The sequence below is a fragment of the Paenibacillus zeirhizosphaerae genome (assembly GCF_030705605.1).
GTDB classification, from domain to species: domain Bacteria; phylum Bacillota; class Bacilli; order Paenibacillales; family Paenibacillaceae; genus Paenibacillus; species Paenibacillus zeirhizosphaerae.
This window is the reverse complement of the sequence record NZ_JAPCKK010000012.1, coordinates 58,174-75,600: the sequence shown is the minus strand read 5'-3', so window position 1 is coordinate 75,600 and position 17,427 is coordinate 58,174. Positions and strand designations below refer to the sequence as shown.

Annotated in this window: 15 protein-coding genes and 1 rRNA gene; all 16 read right to left on the bottom strand. The window is 42.9% G+C overall.

Features of this window, described 5'->3' with window-relative positions; all coding sequences use genetic code 11:
- Nucleotides 1-116, bottom strand: a 16S ribosomal RNA gene (locus tag OIN60_RS07045); the annotation flags it as partial.
- Between the two features lie 384 nt (nucleotides 117-500).
- Entirely contained in the window at nucleotides 501-2,525 is a 2,025-nt protein-coding gene (gene ligA / locus OIN60_RS07040; protein WP_305754151.1) for an NAD-dependent DNA ligase LigA, read from the bottom strand.
- A 171-nt stretch (nucleotides 2,526-2,696) separates the two neighbouring features.
- The gene (gene pcrA, locus OIN60_RS07035; RefSeq protein ID WP_305754150.1) at nucleotides 2,697-5,012 is read right to left on the bottom strand and encodes a DNA helicase PcrA; all 2,316 of its coding nucleotides are present in this window, start codon (nucleotides 5,010-5,012) and stop codon (nucleotides 2,697-2,699) included.
- Nucleotides 5,013-5,037: 25 nt separating this feature from the next.
- Nucleotides 5,038-5,730, bottom strand: coding sequence for a heptaprenylglyceryl phosphate synthase (gene pcrB, locus OIN60_RS07030; protein WP_305754149.1), 693 nt, complete (start codon nucleotides 5,728-5,730; stop codon nucleotides 5,038-5,040).
- Between the two features lie 761 nt (nucleotides 5,731-6,491).
- Nucleotides 6,492-7,892: an undecaprenyl-phosphate glucose phosphotransferase gene (locus OIN60_RS07025; protein WP_305754148.1), complete on the bottom strand. Its 1,401-nt coding sequence runs from the start codon at nucleotides 7,890-7,892 to the stop codon at nucleotides 6,492-6,494.
- Nucleotides 7,889-8,800 carry a glycosyltransferase family 2 protein gene (locus OIN60_RS07020; RefSeq protein ID WP_305754147.1) on the bottom strand — a complete coding sequence of 304 codons (912 nt, stop codon included), beginning with the start codon at nucleotides 8,798-8,800 and terminating at the stop codon, nucleotides 7,889-7,891. The genes OIN60_RS07025 and OIN60_RS07020 overlap by 4 nt, the downstream gene beginning before the upstream one ends.
- A gap of 242 nt (nucleotides 8,801-9,042) precedes the next feature.
- Complete coding sequence (locus OIN60_RS22590) at nucleotides 9,043-9,120, bottom strand: putative holin-like toxin (RefSeq protein ID WP_370872414.1); 78 nt, start codon at nucleotides 9,118-9,120, stop codon at nucleotides 9,043-9,045.
- 177 nt (nucleotides 9,121-9,297) lie between these two features.
- Complete coding sequence (locus OIN60_RS07015) at nucleotides 9,298-9,558, bottom strand: hypothetical protein (protein ID WP_305754146.1); 261 nt, start codon at nucleotides 9,556-9,558, stop codon at nucleotides 9,298-9,300.
- A gap of 100 nt (nucleotides 9,559-9,658) precedes the next feature.
- Nucleotides 9,659-10,537, bottom strand: coding sequence for a dTDP-4-dehydrorhamnose reductase (gene rfbD / locus OIN60_RS07010; protein WP_305754145.1), 879 nt, complete (start codon nucleotides 10,535-10,537; stop codon nucleotides 9,659-9,661).
- A 1-nt stretch (nucleotide 10,538) separates the two neighbouring features.
- Entirely contained in the window at nucleotides 10,539-11,558 is a 1,020-nt protein-coding gene (gene rfbB / locus OIN60_RS07005; protein ID WP_305754144.1) for a dTDP-glucose 4,6-dehydratase, read from the bottom strand.
- A 37-nt stretch (nucleotides 11,559-11,595) separates the two neighbouring features.
- Nucleotides 11,596-12,009, bottom strand: coding sequence for a GtrA family protein (locus OIN60_RS22585; RefSeq protein WP_370872411.1), 414 nt, complete (start codon nucleotides 12,007-12,009; stop codon nucleotides 11,596-11,598).
- Nucleotides 12,010-12,025: 16 nt separating this feature from the next.
- Entirely contained in the window at nucleotides 12,026-12,970 is a 945-nt protein-coding gene (locus tag OIN60_RS07000) for a glycosyltransferase family 2 protein (RefSeq protein WP_305754143.1), read from the bottom strand.
- Between the two features lie 18 nt (nucleotides 12,971-12,988).
- Entirely contained in the window at nucleotides 12,989-15,088 is a 2,100-nt protein-coding gene (locus OIN60_RS06995; protein ID WP_305754142.1) for a DUF3329 domain-containing protein, read from the bottom strand.
- Nucleotides 15,089-15,145: 57 nt separating this feature from the next.
- Nucleotides 15,146-15,691, bottom strand: a complete 546-nt coding sequence (rfbC, locus tag OIN60_RS06990; protein ID WP_305754141.1) for a dTDP-4-dehydrorhamnose 3,5-epimerase — start codon at nucleotides 15,689-15,691, stop codon at nucleotides 15,146-15,148.
- 13 nt (nucleotides 15,692-15,704) lie between these two features.
- Complete coding sequence (locus OIN60_RS06985) at nucleotides 15,705-16,448, bottom strand: sugar phosphate nucleotidyltransferase (protein ID WP_305754140.1); 744 nt, start codon at nucleotides 16,446-16,448, stop codon at nucleotides 15,705-15,707.
- Nucleotides 16,449-16,464: 16 nt separating this feature from the next.
- The gene (locus tag OIN60_RS06980) at nucleotides 16,465-17,418 is read right to left on the bottom strand and encodes a glycosyltransferase family 2 protein (protein ID WP_305754139.1); all 954 of its coding nucleotides are present in this window, start codon (nucleotides 17,416-17,418) and stop codon (nucleotides 16,465-16,467) included.
- Between the last annotated feature and the right edge of the window lie 9 nt (nucleotides 17,419-17,427).

The window sequence follows — 17,427 nt, the reverse complement described above, 5'->3', positions numbered from 1 at the left end:
TCACCCGTCCGCCGCTAACTTCTGAAGAAGCAAGCTTCTTCATCCGTCCGCTCGACTTGCATGTATTAGGCACGCCGCCAGCGTTCGTCCTGAGCCAGGATCAAACTCTCCATGAAAGACCATCCGAAGATGATCGATTGTAAGAGCGATAAGCTCATTTTGAATCTGACGAGATAAAATATCTCAATGTTTTGCATCATCCATTTGTTCAGTTTTCAAGGAACTTGTCTGCCCATATGCTGAATCTCTGGACAGGAATCTTATCTTACCATATAACGACTCTATCGTCAACAACTTTTTCGATGTTTCATTTAAAAGTATTAGCAACTTATAAAACACCATCCAGAAGCGACATTTAATAATGTACCATGTTTTCATTCACATAGCAAGCATTTTTTGTGTTTAAATTATAGGCCTCTTTACTCCCTTTCGTGCAGTAGCATTTCACCAAATGCGAATATAGAAAAGCAGCCTGTCAAAAAAACAGGCCACTAGTAACTTTACACTCCTTGCTCACCACTTAGAAGCTTTAAGAACTCATCTTCACTCTCGATCGTATCTATGCCCAGTTGTTTGGCCTTGGCTAGTTTGCTGCCAGCCTTTTCACCCGCGATGACCAGATCCGTTTTCTTGGAAACTGAACCTGTTACATTAGCACCAAGTGCCTGCAGGCGGGAGGCTGCCTCGTCACGGGTTAACTGATGCAGCGTTCCGGTAAGTACAACCGTCTTCCCACTAAAGAAGCTGTCCGTCTTAACGATGGCCGGTTCGGCAGGAGCCTTCGCCTGCACGCCCAACGATAGCATTTTATCGATAGCGGCCCGTGTAAACGGATCGGCAAAAAACGCAACAATACTTTCCGCCACAATTCCCCCGACATCCGGCAGTTCGATCAATTCTTCGGCCGTAGCATCCATAATTTTGTGCAAATCACGGAAGTGATCAGCGAGCATACGTGTAGTTGCTTTACCGGTATTCGGAATCCCAAGGGCATAGAGGAAGGAGGCCAGATCCTTTTCCTTGCTTTTCTCTATCGCTTCAAGCAAATTATTCGCCTTTTTCTCCCCGAAACGCTCCAGCTTCATCAATTGATCGAATTTCAAGGTATACAAATCAGCAGATTCTCTTACCTCCAGCCCATCATGCAATTGAATGGCGGTCTTGTCACTGAACGTTTCAATATCCATGGCATCCCTGGATGCGAAATGGGAAATCCTCGCCACAATCTGAGGCTTACAGCCTAATTTGTTGTCGCAAAATAGATGAGCTCCTCGCTGCACCAGCGGAAATCCGCAAGCCGGACAATGGTCTGGGAAAATGATCTCTTCACCATCCTTTTCCTCAGTTACCTTACCGAGAATTTCAGGAATGACATCATTCGAGCGGCGAATAAATACACGGCTGCCCAAGGCAAACTTAAGATTTTTCCGTTCGATATCCCCGGCATTGTTCAACGTACAGTTCTGAACGGTTACTCCGGCCAGCTCAACTGGCTCCACTTTGGCAAGCGGAGTGACCTTCCCTGTGCGTCCAACGTTCCATATCACCGCTTTCAACACCGTTGTCGTTTCTTCTGCTTCAAATTTGTAAGCCACGGACCAACGCGGAAATTTATCCGTATACCCAAGCACTTCCCGTGTACGCATATCGGTAATTTTGACAACTGCCCCATCAATAAGATAATCCAGTTTAGAACGGCCAGCTTCGATCTCTGCGAGTTGCTCCATGACGTCATCGAATTCATCAAAATACGTTACATACGGATTGACCTTGAAATAATTTTCGCGCAGGAAATTCATCATCTCCTGATGATTAGCAAAACGGATACCATCCGTATAACCTACATTATAGAAAAAGGCACTGAGCTTTCGCTCGGCGGTAACCTTAGGATTCAGGTTGCGCAGGGCTCCTGCAGCCGCATTGCGTGCATTTTTTAACGGCTCGGCCGCCATCTCATTATACTTGGCCAGCACCGACAGGTTCATAATGCCCTCGCCCTGCACCTCTATCGTCCCGTTTGTAAAAGGGATTTGCAGAGGCACCGATTTAATGGTCTTCACCTGAGCCAGAATCCCTTCACCGACGATGCCACTGCCTCTCGTTGAAGCTTGAACCAGCTTGCCGTCCGTGTAGGTGAGATTCAGCGTCAAGCCGTCGAACTTCAGCTCCAGTGCATACCCGAGCGGCGGGAGCGGGGTGTCCGGATTCTTCGTGTTGTAGTCGTTCATCAGCTTGACTGCTCGGGCATTCCATGAGCGAAGCTGCTCCGGATTCTGCGCTTTATCCAGGCTCCACAGCGGAGCTAGATGACGGTGAGGTGTAAAACCCTTCAGTATTTCGCCTCCGACGCGCTGAGTCGGTGAATCCGGCAATACAACGCCGCTCTCTTGTTCAAGAGCGACAAGCTGGTCATACAAAGCATCATACTCTTTATCACTGACCACGGGCTCATCAAGGGTGTAGTAATGATAATTGTACCGATTCAACTCCGCTATAAGCTCTTCCATTTTGGGCATCGAATCCATGCAGGGCAATCCCTCCGTTATAAGAAAAGTAGGTAGACCGCTTAGGCGGAAGTTTGTCTTATGATTAAAGCATGCTCCAGCTTCGCTGAAAACTTATACATTCTTTATTCGTAGGATATGCGGCAGAAACTTGGGTCTCCGCCGCTCTTGCATGATTTACCCCGAATTATTTTATTCAACCTTGGTGATCGGGGCGAAGCCGGCGAGCAGTCGTTTGACCCCTACAGGGGCCGGAAAGGCAATCTGCAGCTCCATATCATTACCCGTTCCTTTCACGGCAACGATGGTACCAATACCCCACTTGCCATGCTGCACCTTGTCGCCCGCCGCGAACGAGCCGCCTGTTGTATTCTTTGATGCGGCAGATGGTGTTGATACCGTCACTCGTGAAGCCGCAGATGCCGAGGCGGTAGAGCCACTGCGGCTCATCGTATCAAGCGAACGTCCCCCTCCGAAGTTGCCACCACCACCGGTCCCAAATCCACGGCCGCCATAGGAGCCACCAACATTACCGCCACGCCGGTACCGATCACGGGCAATCATCGTGTCTTCCTTGAGCTCCTCCGGAATCTCATTAAGGAAGCGAGAGGGCGGGTTCGCTGTGGTGCGACCAAACAGGGTACGCGTCTGGGCACAAGAGAGGAAAAGCTGCTGCTCGGCACGTGTAATTCCCACATAAGCCAGCCGCCGTTCCTCCTCCAGTTCTTCATTATCGAGAAAGGCCCTACTATGCGGGAATACCCCTTCCTCCATCCCTACAATGAACACGATCGGAAACTCAAGCCCCTTCGCACTGTGCATCGTCATCAGTGTGACCGTATCCTGTTGCTCCTCATCCGCATCATTCATGCTGTCAATGTCCGCGATCAGGGCCAGATCCGTCAAGAAGGAGACCAGCGATTTATCCTCATTATTTTTCTCGAATTCCATCGTTACCGACAGAAATTCATCAATATTCTCCAACCTGGAACGGGATTCGAGCGTATTCTCATTTTGCAGCTCAAGACGATATTGCGACATTTCCAGCACTTTTTCCGTCAATTCGGTAACGGACAAGTACTCAACCATCCGGTTCAGCGCGTCGATCATATCGTAAAATTCCACCAGGGCATTCCGGGTACGGCCCGCAAATCCCAGATCATCCACTACCTGCAGCACACGGAATATGGAGGTCCCACGCTCAGCCGCGGCGCCTGCCAGCTTGGCCACCGTCGTATCACCTATGCTTCTTTTGGGAACATTAATGATCCGTGTAAGACTGATATCATCATCAGGATTCGACAACAACCGCAGGTAGGCTAAAATATCCTTGATTTCTTTACGGTCGTAGAACTTAATACCGCCCACAATCTGATACGGAATTTCCGACTTGATCAAAATTTCCTCAACTACCCGTGATTGGGCATTGGTCCGATATAGAATCGCATGATGGCTATAGGACTTGCCTGCCTTGACATTTTTCAGGATCTCGGAGGCCACGAAGTAACCCTCATCATGCTCGGAATCTCCCTGGAAGACCTTGATCTTGGCGCCACCTTCCTTATCGGTCCAAAGCTTCTTCGGTTTTCGCCCACTGTTCTGCGAAATAACTTCGTTTGCCGCATTTAGAATGTTGGAGGTAGAACGATAATTTTGCTCCAGCAGAATGGTGCGCGCTTCCGGATAGTCTTCCTCAAAATTCAAAATGTTGCTAATATCAGCCCCACGCCAGCGGTAGATCGACTGATCGCTGTCACCCACCACGCAGATACGGTGATGCTTATCAGCCAGCATGCGTGTCAGCATGTACTGCGCACGGTTCGTATCCTGATACTCATCCACGTGAATATATTGAAACTTTTTCTGATAAAAATCGAGCACTTCCGGCACTTCTTGAAAAAGCTGGATCGTCGACATGATCAAATCGTCGAAATCAAGAGAGTTATTGCTCTTAAGACGCTTCTGGTACATAGTATATACTTTCGCCACAACGCCTTCAAAGTAGTCTCCAATCTTGCGTTCATACATTTCCGGCGTTACCAGCTCATTCTTCGCGGTGCTGATCATCGCCTGCACGGCTTTAGGCTCGAATTTCTTCGTATCGATATTCAACTCCTTCATGCAACCGCGAATAACCGACAGTTGATCGGTCGAATCCAGAATGCTGAAATTGGATGTAAACCCGATCCGTTCAATATCCCGGCGCAAAATCCGCACACACATGGAGTGGAAGGTGGATACCCAAATGTCGCGCCCTTCCGGCCCTACAAGCTTAGACACACGTTCCTGCATCTCCCGGGCCGCCTTATTGGTAAATGTAATCGCGAGGATTCCCCACGGCGGTGTCTTGCGGGTAGCAATTAAATAAGCAATCCGATGCGTCAGCACGCGGGTCTTGCCACTTCCCGCCCCCGCCATAATGAGCAGAGGACCTTCCGTAGCCTCAACCGCCTGCCGCTGCTGCGTATTTAACCGTGCGACCGCCTCGTGTATATTTATCGGCTGCATGCTTGCATGCTCCTCCCCTGTAATTTCATTTGTTGTGGACCGCTTCGACAGTCTCGAGTGCTTTCGTCAAATTCTCATAAATAATGTTGCCTACGACAATCGTATCGCTGACAGAAGCTGCCTGAGCAGCCGTCTCCCTATCTCGGATGCCGCCTCCGTAAAAAACTCTCGCCTGCCCGGAAGCGCGCCGTACCCGCTCTACAAGCTGCAGGTCTCCGAAGGTTCCGCTGTATTCGACATAAATCACCGGTAAATTCATCAACTTGCTTCCCACATGAGCACAGGCTTCAGCAGCAGCAAGACTCAAATCCGTATCTGCTCCAGTCAGCCTCGCGACCGTCGAGTCCGGATTAAGCACAATATATCCCTCAGGAATAAGCGCCTCCCACGGAATCAAGTAACCGTAACGCTCAATAGCCTCCCGATGACGCCCCGTCGTCCAGGCACTGTCGGTGGTATTGAGCACCATCGGGATCATATAAAGATCAAACCCCGGAACCACAGCTTCCAGATCAGACACCTCCAACACACACGGGAGTTCATAACGCCGGACACGAGACATCAAATCCACTGTATTGTCATACGTAACGCCGGATGATCCCCCGATCATGATTGCATCCGTACCGGACATGCACACGGCTTCAAGCGCGTCTTCCCCCAGCTCCCGTTCAGGGTCTAATTTGAACACATGCCTCCAGGGCTTTACCACTTCCATCAAAGTTCATTCCTCCAGCATTTACCGCATTTTACCCACCGATTGAACACGGCAAAAAGAGCCCGCCGCCATGACCGTCAATCCATTCCTTCACTGGCAAACGCCCCTTATTATAAGCCGTCCATCTTAGGCAGCAAAAGCATCTAAGCTAAGTCTATGTCAGCGCGTAAGAGGTGTCAATGTTCGTATGAGATGAGAACAGATTTCCAACTGCGATTCAGGCCACAAAGCTGGCAATAAGAGTTACAAACCTTCTCTGGAAAGTAACTTCGAAGTGTTTTACCATAATTACCAAATAACAGTTCATATTTAATGAAACGAAAGGAAACTATTAACCATGTTAAATATTAAGCATATAACCTGTGCCGCACTCCTCTGTGCATTCTCAGCCGAAACAACCTTGATTTCCCCAGACATCCCCTGAGCTTCAAGCGACCGTGCATAAAATCAAACATATATAAACAGCTTGTTAATAAATTGTGGGTAAATGTGAGTAAGTCTGTGGATTACAAAAGGTTTGTTTGTGGATAAATGTGAATAACTTGTTGATAAGCTGTGAGTTCATGTGGAAAAGGCCTTTCTTCCCTGTTTTTTTGTGCATAACTTTTCTTCGGGGAATTGCTCATGTGTGCCGTGTTATGTGTATAACTTAACAAAAAGGGTATGGGGGTAGCGGTTATGAGGCATGACTCGTTCTCAAGGCCGTTTCATACCATACAAAAAAAGGGGGTCCCAGGTCTAATAACCTTTGGGACTCCCCTTTTTCAGTAGGCGTTTTTGAATCCGTTGCGGATCGTGCGAAAGATAATTTTAATATCAAATAAGAGCGACCAGTTCTCAATATAGAAAATATCATGCCGGATGCGTTCCTCAATGGAGGTGTCTCCGCGCAGTCCATTGCTCTGTGCCCAACCGGTAATACCCGGACGCACATGATGCTTCACCATGTATTTCGGAATTTCTTCCTTAAACTGATCCACAAAGTACGGGCGCTCCGGCCGCGGGCCAACAACGCTCATATGTCCCAGCAAAACATTGAAGAACTGCGGCAGCTCATCCAAGCTGGTACGACGGATAAAGGTACCGAACTTCGTACGGCGCGGGTCATCTTTGGTGGACCAGCCGGTATCTTCCGTTCCCGGAGGCAGGATCTTCATCGAGCGGAATTTATACATATAGAACGGGCGCCGATTCAAACCAACTCTCTCCTGCTTGAAAATAATCGGTCCGCGCGATGTCAGTCTCACACCAATCGCCACGGCCATCATCACCGGTAAGGTTAGTATAATAGCGGCTAAAGAGAACACAATATCAAACGTGCGCTTGAACAACCGATTGGCCGCCACATCCAAAGGGATATCCCTTACATTGATCATCGGCATGCCGGCAAAGTTATCAAAGTATGGACGGGAAGGCAAGTAGTCGAAAAAGTCCGGAATAATCAGTGCACGGACGCCAGCCTTCTCACACAGGTTGATGATTTTCGGATATTTGTCATGTGCATCAAGCGGCAGCGCCAGAATCACTTCATCAATCATCATGCGATTCAGCGTGTCTTCCAACTCATTCAGCGTACCGAGGATCGGGCGATAATGCTCTGCGTCCTCCTCATCCCACGTCCGATAGTCGTCCAGAAAGCCAACGATCTCATAACCGAGATCAGGGTAATTTTTCATATTGTCATAAAACTGCCGGCCCAGCGATCCTGCACCGAGAATCAGCATAAACTGCTTGTTGTAGCCCTTTTGGCGGAACGCTTTCAGCACCCTTTTCACATAATAACGGTACAGTAGGATAAAGAAAAGGTTGCCTACCATATAGATGGCAAGGTAAGATCTTGAAATATCGATTTGTTTAACGAAAAACATAACACTCAAAAGAACGAACAGACCTATGAAATGTGTCTGCACAATCTTGATTACATCGTCAGCAAATCTCTTCTTGCGGGTCGTGGTATACAATCCCACCATAATGCCGATACTTATAGCAATCATCCCATAGATCAGGCTCCATCCCCAATACACTTCCATCGGAAGCGGCTCTTCATGGGAAATCCACTCGCTCTCAAATTTGAGGAACCAGGCCAGAAGAAAAGACAACTGGATAACCGCTATATCAGCCAAAATATATAATTGGGTTAGATACCGCTGATTTCTGCGAATCATGCTTTCACCTCAGTACGTGATTCTTCGCTTCGTCCGTCCGGTTTGGACGGAGGCGTTAATTTATTCTGAACAAGGGCCATTAGGAATTTCAGCGCAATGCCCATGTAAACCGCCGTGTTCGTAATGATGCCGTATTTCTTGCTGTAATGCTTACGATGGAATACCCACATCGCTCTATGAAACTCATAAATAATTTTCAAAGGGCGGCGGCGTGCGCTGCCTCCTTTGACATGAACAATATATGTGCGCGGATAATAGTAAATACCCCAGCCGGCTTCTTTGATGCGGTAGCACCAGTCGATGTCCTCGCCATACATAAAGAAGGTCTCATCCAGCCCACCGACCTGGTCGATGGCTTCGCGCCGAATCAGCATAAAGGCGCCAACCAGCACATCTACAAGATATTCATCGTCCGGATCCAGGTGACCTAGCTGATATTGGTTGTATTTCGGCTCATTCGGGAAACGCTTGGAGAAACCAAAGGCATAATAAAACGATGCCGAGGGCGTCGGAAATCCACGTTTGCACGCTTTATCCAGCGAACCGTCGGGTAATATTACTTTACAGCCTGCCGCTCCCAAATCAGGGCGGCTGTCCATCAGCTCAATCATCATTTCAAGAGTATCCGGCTGTACGATCGTATCGGAATTCAAAAGCAGTACGTAACGGCCCTGCGATGCTTTAATCCCTTGATTATTCGCTTTGGCAAAGCCTGTATTCTCCTGGTTGGCGATTAACGTTACCTGCGGGTACTCCTCCCGTATAGCCTCGACAGAACCGTCAACGGAATGATTGTCAATCACGATGACTTCATAATGGTAATGCGTACGGGAAGCAAACACAGATTGCAAGCAATCCAAGGTAAGACGCCGCGTGTTGTAGTTAACGATCAGAATGCTTACATCCATGAATCATGCTCTCCTGACAAAAATTGAAATCTAACGTCATTATAGCACATATATTGGCCTCAGCGCGCTAAAAAGGGCTTGTTCATACACAATAGCCTGTTGATTGAGTAAAAACCTTCGTGGTAAGATGTATAAGGAAAAAGGACCGGTGGCAGCCGGTCCAAGGCACAACCGCCAATGCAAGAGCGGGCGGCTTCAAAGTCAATAAGGACCGAAAATAGACCATTCCTCTATAGGGCGGTCTATTTCCGTCTATCCGAAAATAACAGTGTGACGACAAACGCCCCAAACGTCAGCATCAAGCTGAGCGCTTCATACACTGTCACAGGCTCCACCCCCTGTCAGGGAAGATAGCCGACCGCCCTTGCGAGCCTAGATTTGGTTGTGCTAATTGTATTGTACTATATTTTTCCATAAAAGAACATGTATTCGTTGGCCTTTGCTGTTATTTTATAGACGCTTTCAGCCAAGCAAAAGTTCCACTAATCTTGAATGAACTATAATTTTTTTATGACAAACACAAATTTATATATCAGATTGTCCATAAACGACTGCCTATAGAAGGGTGTATAGATCATGTACCGGATACGTGCAGCCAAACCTTTGCTGTAATAATGCTGGAATTCCAAGATATCTTTATAATGATTCTGGGGCAGCAAAGCCTTGAAGGTTACAACAAACTCCTGTGCCTGCTTGCTTAGGATGTAGTGATTTTTGCCGTTAATAAATCGATTCAAGCGTTTACGCCATTTACTCAACCAACCATCTGACGCTCCCCCCAACACATTGCTCTGATGCTGCCAATAACTGCTTAAAAAGAAAATCCCCCATGTGTATGGAGGATTAAAATTAGGTTGCTTATACTGTTTCTTGAGCTAAAGCAAGTTCCCTAAGAAAATCTCGCAATGCTTCTCTCCAAGGCCTGAAATCCGTCAAATCATTCACCCGTATGAATAAATGATCCATGACAGAGTTAACCGGACGCGGTGCAGGTCTTGGAAACTCTTCAGTGGAACAAGGCAGAAGCTCTGTATTGATGCTTAGCTGCAAAATTTGACCAGCTTCCTCAAAAATGGCCTTGGTAAACTCGTACCAGGTACATGACCCACTGCCGGAGGCGTGGTAAATGCCGTACTTTTCAGTCATCATCAGTTCCAATAAAAATCGGGCTAAGTCGACTGTGTAAGTAGGCGAGCCTTTTTGATCATCAACCACTTTTAAAATCGGCTTCTCCTGTCCAAGCTTAAGCATCGTTTTCACAAAATTATGACCATGCAGTCCGTATACCCAAGAAGTCCGGACAATAAAGTAGCGGGAAGACAGCGTCTGTACCAGCACCTCTCCCGCCCGTTTGGATTTACCGTAAACCGATTTCGGATTGGTGTTATCATATTCCTGATAAGGGTCAGACGAACTGCCGTCAAAAACATAATCTGTCGAAACATAGATCAGTTTGGCACCGACCTTCTCTGCTGCCAACGCCATATTACGGCTGCCTGCTGCATTCACGCGGTAAGCGTTGTCCACGTCAGTCTCGGCGGCATCTACAGCAGTGTAAGCCGCACAGTGCATAACAACATCAGGGGTGTAGTTTTGAATAACCTGGATAGATTGCTCCAAATTCGTAATATCCAATGTATTCCGATCACAGGCCAGCACATCATGACCCTTTTCGGTCAAAACACGAACAACATCTTTTCCCAGCTGACCTCCCGCCCCGGTTACCAGCACCTTCATCTCAGGCATCCCCCATACGGGAGCCATATTGTTTAGCATAGTATTCCTGATAGGCACCAGATTGGATTCGTGTCCACCATTCCTTGTTATCCAAATACCAGCGAATGGTTTCTTTGATGCCTGTTTCAAACGAATGTTTAGGCTTCCAGCCAAGCTCATTCATTGTTTTGGTTGGGTCAATACCGTAACGACGGTCGTGCCCCGGACGATCTTCTACATAGGCAATAAGCGATTCCGGCTTGCTCAGCTCTGCCAGAATAGTTTTTACGATATGCACATTAGTGCGCTCATTGTTGCCGCCGATGTTATAGACTTCACCGATCTTGCCTTGATGAATAACGAGATCAATTGCGCTGCAGTGATCTTCCACGTACAACCAGTCACGAATATTCAAGCCGTCACCATATACAGGCAGTTGCTGATCACTCAACGCGCGGGAAATCATCAGCGGGATGAGCTTTTCCGGGAACTGGTATGGGCCATAGTTATTGGAACAGCGAGTAATATTCACTGGAAGTCCAAACGTCTCATGATAAGCACGAACCAGCAGATCCCCGCCCGCCTTGGAGGCCGAGTATGGGCTGTTAGGCTGAAGTGGAGTTTCCTCTGTAAACAGCCCTGTTTCACCCAGGGTGCCGTATACCTCGTCCGTTGAAACTTGAACGAATTTAGTCACACCGTATTTCTTTGCCGCATCCAGGAGTACCTGTGTACCAAGCACATTCGTCTTCACGAATACTTCCGGCTCCAAGATACTGCGGTCCACATGGGATTCTGCGGCAAAGTTCACAACAACATCAATCCCCTGCTGCATCAACTGATCAATCGCCTGGGCATTCGTAATGTCCGCTTTTACAAAAGTATGATTGGCGTTACCTTCAATCGATTTCAAATTTTCCAGATTGCCTGCATACGTAAGTGCATCCACATTGACGATTTGGTAATCTGGATGTTGCTGCAGCATATACATGACAAAATTACTGCCAATAAATCCGGCACCACCGGTGACAAGAAGTTTCATAAAGACCTCCCCTAAGAATTGATCATTATAAATAAGATCATTTAAATGTGTAATACCTATGACCGATGTAATTGAAAATAGTATATAAACCAGAAGCCAACAAAATTGAAATATTATCAATTCCCATAGTATATAATATTCCCTTTAACTGAACTTGTTGCATAAATATGATTAATAGATATCCCAAGTAATAGGAAGCAAAATAAGAAACCAACGTTATGACTGCAAATTTATATATTTGCCTATACTGCCACACACTTACTTTGAAAGTAAATTTTCTATTTAGATAGAAGCTGCAACCAGCCCCCGCAATATTCCCCAAACTTGTAGAAATCCAGTAATTTAGGTTAACAATATTATAGAGTAAATAGATAGTTCCCAGACCGACAATTGTATTAATTACACCAACAATTAAAAATCTGATGAACTCAGAATTAATGAGTATTTTCATAAACTCTACCCTGCTTTTATTTATCTTGTTCAGATAGTTCGATATTAATAGTTTCCCTAACCAAAAATAAGGGCCGTCGTTTAGTTTCACCGTAAATCCGGCCGACATACTCTCCGATTACTCCCAATGTTATTAACTGCACACCCCCAAAAAACAAGATCGCAACCATTAGAGAAGGATAACCTGGCACTGAGTTACCAAACAATAATGTGTCTACCACTAAGTAGAAAGCGTAAATTAAAGCAGCAATAGAGACTAAAAAACCCATATACATGGAAATTTGAAGAGGGGCAAAACTAAATGAAGTAATCCCTTCAATTGCAAAATTCCAAAGTTTCCAATAATTGAAATTTGTTTTTCCTGCAAATCTGGGTTCGCGTTGATAAGGGATACTAATCTGACGAAATCCTACCCAACTAAATAAACCCTTCATGAATCTGTGACTCTCTGGTAATGCGTTAACCGCGTCAACTACTTGCCTCGACATAAGACGAAAATCCCCAGTATCAGCCGGAATGTCAATTTTGGTGATTTTTCTAATAAATTTATAGAAGATGCTGGCCGTAGCTTTCTTAAAAAAGGTTTCCCCTTCTCTAATAATTCTTGTTGCATAAACGACATCATATCCTTCTTGCCATTTTTCTATCATGTCTGGTATTAACTCGGGAGGATCTTGTAAATCAGCATCAATTGGAATGATGATATCTCCTTGGGCGTATTTGAGCCCCGCACTCATAGCTACTTCTTTGCCAAAATTTCGTGATAAATCAATAACTTTAACTCTTTTGTCCTTACTAGCAAGTTCGTTTAGTTTATTTAAGGTAGAATCTTTGCTTCCGTCGTTTATGCATATTATTTCAAAAATATAATCTGTCAACACACTAGTGATTCGTTCATAGAAGTAACCTATATTATCCGACTCATTATACATCGGAACTACTAAAGAAATTTTAAAATTCATAATAAACTCCTCAACTTCTTACTCTGACAAAAGATTAGTCACAGTAAATGATGGATCGTTACCAGTGGTCTCCAAAGATAATACTTCCCGCCTTTTATTATCAACTTTTACTTGTGTTAGGTTACTTACTCTATTTTCCAGATCAGGACCATTTAAAGTTATTATTTCATTGTTTTGTTCCTCAATGATTATATTTCGTATGCCTATTCTTTTATTTATTTCTTCACCAAGATCAAATCTGAAACTGTTGAGTTCTTTAACAGGAAGACTTACCTCAAAAACCTGACTCCCAATCAAATTTTTGATTACAGACTGACCTTCATTAAAGCCATTACCTGTATCGTAGAAAACTTGAAAGTTACCTGATTGAGGTTTTTCAAACTCAACTTTAAATTTTACACTTTGAGTATAATCATTAACAAACTCCACCTGGGGGTCATAACCAATACTGGAAATTATAAGAGTGTCATCTTTCAATTTAATATTCTCGATGTCATGCACAGGTTGAAACATTTTAATCAACTCAGGAGCTCCGTAAGTAATTGTTTCATCCGTATTAGATATTATTATTTTTTTTATTTTTATATCTGCCTTCATTATTCCAGGATCAAATCTAAACTTATATATAGGTTTGTTGGGAAGTCCAAAATACAATTTATTCCCATCAACCAAGTTATAAATTGCTGCTTTAGAAGAATCTTGTTCCCTTATACCTTGCCCTATATCATAATACAACTGAAAGTGGTTCTCTGTTGGTTCAGCTAATTCAACCATCATAGTAGGTTTATCTATAGCAACTGAATTAAGTCCATAATACTGAGCGAAGTGCTGATTAGAAGTATATGAAGGATTTAATGTAACATCAAATATAAAAACTCGATCGTTTCCTTTCACAGAATATTCAGGTAATTTTACATCGTAGTTCCCTTCAGCAATACTTTTATTTACGATCTCAAGCCTTTTTTGAGTCTCCTGATGTACCGTATGATACTGTGAATATGTTTTATACATTGAAAAACTCAAAGGTATTAGTAAAATCAATATAATAATATCAATCTTTTTAGCTGTCACCGGAAGAAGAAATGTTAAGGCAATTAAAAACATAGTTACTCCTGCAAAGGTTGCCCTGATTGGAAATTCAGGAGAAGCAATCATAGCAGCGTAAGATAACAAACCAGTAAAAACAATCATTAGTGAAAGCCAAAAAGATAATTTGGAAAATATATATTTTTTTAAAAAGTAAAAAATAAAAGCAATAATTAAGAGAAGAAACAAATACTTTTGTTCATACAACAAAAAGATAATGGACTTAAAAAAATTCAAGATTTGATCTTTCAAACTTAAATCGAAATACATTACTTTCTTACGTGCTCCGTTACCTGGAGCCAATACTAAATAAGCAAAGCCTATAATACACCCTAAAAATCCGCTGATAAACCAAAAGGGAATTTTTATTCTTTGTTTAAACAAACTAAGCAGACAAATCCCTACAAAAGCCACACCTATAACAGATGCATTTTCTTGAGACCAGCCCGTAAATATCCCCAAAAAAAACATTGAAATAATAGTATACCAGCGATCCTTAATAATCTTTTTATTTTCAAGAATATATCTATACGGTAATAAAAAAAACAACAATGCTAGAGCCGCCCATAAATAGTTGACAGAACCAGCCACCCAAAAAGTTGTTTGCCCCATTACAGGAAGAAAAAACCAACACAATATAGAAACCGTCAAAAACATTCTCAAGTCTTCCATTGTGTTAAATTTCCTGATTTTTGTATAAGAACAGATAACGAAAATAAGGCTTACATACAGTGCAGCATTAACTATATTAAATATGTCCTTACCTTGCCATAAAAAAAACTGAACTAAAAAATGTACAAGAACTCGGCCTGTCCAGTTGTTATATAAAATTTGTTGCGACTGAATAATGTCTACAATACTCGCGATTTTTTGATCCGACCTAAAAATAAAACTATATGCAAATTCATCATTCCAAAGCGGGACGAAAAAATTCATCTTTAACATATAGACAAATAGAAATAATGATAATAGTATGACTAGCAATCTAGGTACGTTTAAGATTTTTTCATCTACTTTCAACTCTATTTTCAATTGAAATAGCTCCCCAAATTTTTTACTTAATAATTACTAACAAATAAAATTATTTCACTAAAAATTACATTCGGCATTTTTCAGTACAGGATGATTTCGATCTTTATCAGATAGTACCGGTTGTGTAACTGGCCAATCGATACTTAAATCCGGGTCATTCCATAAGATACCTCTATCATGCTCAGGAGAATAATATTCATCCACTTTATATAAAACCTCAGTATTTGGAGTTAATGTGCAAAACCCGTGTGCAAAGCCCTTTGGGACCAATAGCTGTCTCTTATTATATTGACTTAAAATTACACCAACCCACTCTCCAAAAGTGCTTGAATCTCGCCGAATATCTACAACAACATCATAAATAGCTCCAGAAATAACACGTATTAGTTTCGTCTGCGCTTTGGGATTTAATTGATAATGAAGTCCACGAATAACTCCAGGATCAGCCGATAGAGACTGATTATCCTGTATAAAATTATAGTTTATTCCTAGCGAATCCATCTCCAATTGATTATAACTTTCCATAAAGAAGCCTCGGTGGTCTCCATGTACCACCGGTTCAATTAGCAGCGCATCTTTCAACTTCAATTCAGTTATCTTCATTTTCACACGCTCCCTATATTTTTAATTTCCCAAACTCTTCACTAAATATTATATCTTTAGAAAGGTCATTGGCTTTCGCAAGAGAAACGTGGGTGCCTGCATCGGTCCACCAGCCTTGCAAAATATCAAAACTTAATTCACCTTTATTAATGTATTCATTATTGACATCGGTGATTTCTAACTCGCCTCTTGCTGAAGGCTTCAGGGTCTTAATAATTTCAAAAACCTTATGATCAAACATATAAATACCGGTTACCGCATAATTGCTCTTAGGATTCTGAGGCTTTTCTTCTATAGAAACAATACGTTCTCCAAGTAGTTCAGCTACCCCAAAGCGTTTTGGATCCTCTACCTGTTGCAGAAGCAGTTTAGCCCCTGCCTCTTGTTTTCGGAAATTTTCAACATATGGTGATATGTCATCCACAAATACATTATCCCCTAAAATAACAACCATTTGGTCTTCCCCTACAAATTGTTCAGCCAAATCCAGAGCTTGGGCAATTCCTCCCGCTTCATCCTGAACTTTGTAAGTAAAGCTTACTCCCATTTCAGATCCACTTCCTAATAGGTTAACCACATCGCCCATATGGTCTTTACCGGTCACAATAAGTATATCTTGAATAGCAGCTTGCTTTAATTTATGAACAGCGTGAAAAATCATTGGATATTTCCCCACAGGCAACAAATGCTTATTTGTTACTTTCGTTAATGGATATAGTCTAGTTCCAGTTCCTCCAGCTAAAATTATACCTTTCATAATACCCTCCTGAAAATCAACATATATTTTTATTGGTATTTCTATCTTTATTGTCTAATTGGTTTTGCCTAAACTGTAAAATAAAATTCGAAAAAGATTTGGAATAGTACCAAAACTTTATAATATGGCTATTTTTCAGAACTTCAAAAAATTGTTTTGGCCAATTATTAGGAGATGGTGCCAACTTATTTGGAACGTTCGTTTTACGACATAATTTGAAATAAGATCCTAGAACCGTTTTTACTTCTTTGTCTACCACATCACTTAAAGATAAAAAAGTGTTATTTCCATGTAAGCGGTAGGAATAAAAAGTATTCTCGACATAAATCGGCTCGGTTAGGATAACACTTCTTAAAATAAAATCCCAATCATGACAATATTTCAGATTTCGAAATCCATGCAATTTTTCAAAAATTTTTCTACTGAACACCATATTTCCTGTTGATATAGCAGTGTTGTGAGGTATTAAAGACCAGCCGACACTTGGGAAATTTAAAATAGATTCTTGAGTATGAATGAAATTTTTAGCCTGATCAGAAGTTGAACTTATATTTCCCCCGTTTGCATCAATCACTTTAATCTTCGAAAATGCAAATTCTGCATCACCCCTGAGCATTTGTCCAATCATTTCCTCAATACGGTTAGACTGAAATAAGTCATCCGCATTTAGTATAGTTACATAATCACCATGAGACGAGCGAATCCCCTGGTTTATTGAATTATGTGCACCTTGATTATGATCGTGTCTAATGAATTTTATACGACTCCTAAACTTCTCTAAATATGCCTGAGTTGAAATAAGCTCTTCTACAATACGACAACTGTTATCTTTTGAATTATCATCAACAATAACTAACTCCAACTCGTCATACGTCTGTTCGAGTATAGAGTTTAAAGCCTCTTTAATATAGTGTTCATAGTTATAAGAAGGTACGATGACACTAACTAAGGGAGTACTACCACTCTTCATCTTATCACC

Excerpts from the sequence above, each read along its gene's own strand:
- ligA (WP_305754151.1), bottom strand. The coding sequence starts at position 2,525 with ATGGATTCGATGCCCAAAATGGAAGAGCTTATAGCGGAGTTGAATCGG.
- OIN60_RS22585 (WP_370872411.1), bottom strand. The coding sequence starts at position 12,009 with ATGAAAATACTCATTAATTCTGAGTTCATCAGATTTTTAATTGTTGGT.
- rfbD (WP_305754145.1), bottom strand. The coding sequence starts at position 10,537 with ATGAAGGTGCTGGTAACCGGGGCGGGAGGTCAGCTGGGAAAAGATGTT.
- OIN60_RS06980 (WP_305754139.1), bottom strand. The coding sequence starts at position 17,418 with ATGAAGAGTGGTAGTACTCCCTTAGTTAGTGTCATCGTACCTTCTTAT.
- OIN60_RS07025 (WP_305754148.1), bottom strand. The coding sequence starts at position 7,892 with ATGATTCGCAGAAATCAGCGGTATCTAACCCAATTATATATTTTGGCT.
- OIN60_RS06985 (WP_305754140.1), bottom strand. The coding sequence starts at position 16,448 with ATGAAAGGTATAATTTTAGCTGGAGGAACTGGAACTAGACTATATCCA.
- rfbB (WP_305754144.1), bottom strand. The coding sequence starts at position 11,558 with ATGAAACTTCTTGTCACCGGTGGTGCCGGATTTATTGGCAGTAATTTT.
- OIN60_RS07000 (WP_305754143.1), bottom strand. The coding sequence starts at position 12,970 with ATGAATTTTAAAATTTCTTTAGTAGTTCCGATGTATAATGAGTCGGAT.
- rfbC (WP_305754141.1), bottom strand. The coding sequence starts at position 15,691 with ATGAAGATAACTGAATTGAAGTTGAAAGATGCGCTGCTAATTGAACCG.
- pcrA (WP_305754150.1), bottom strand. The coding sequence starts at position 5,012 with ATGCAGCCGATAAATATACACGAGGCGGTCGCACGGTTAAATACGCAG.
- OIN60_RS07020 (WP_305754147.1), bottom strand. The coding sequence starts at position 8,800 with ATGGATGTAAGCATTCTGATCGTTAACTACAACACGCGGCGTCTTACC.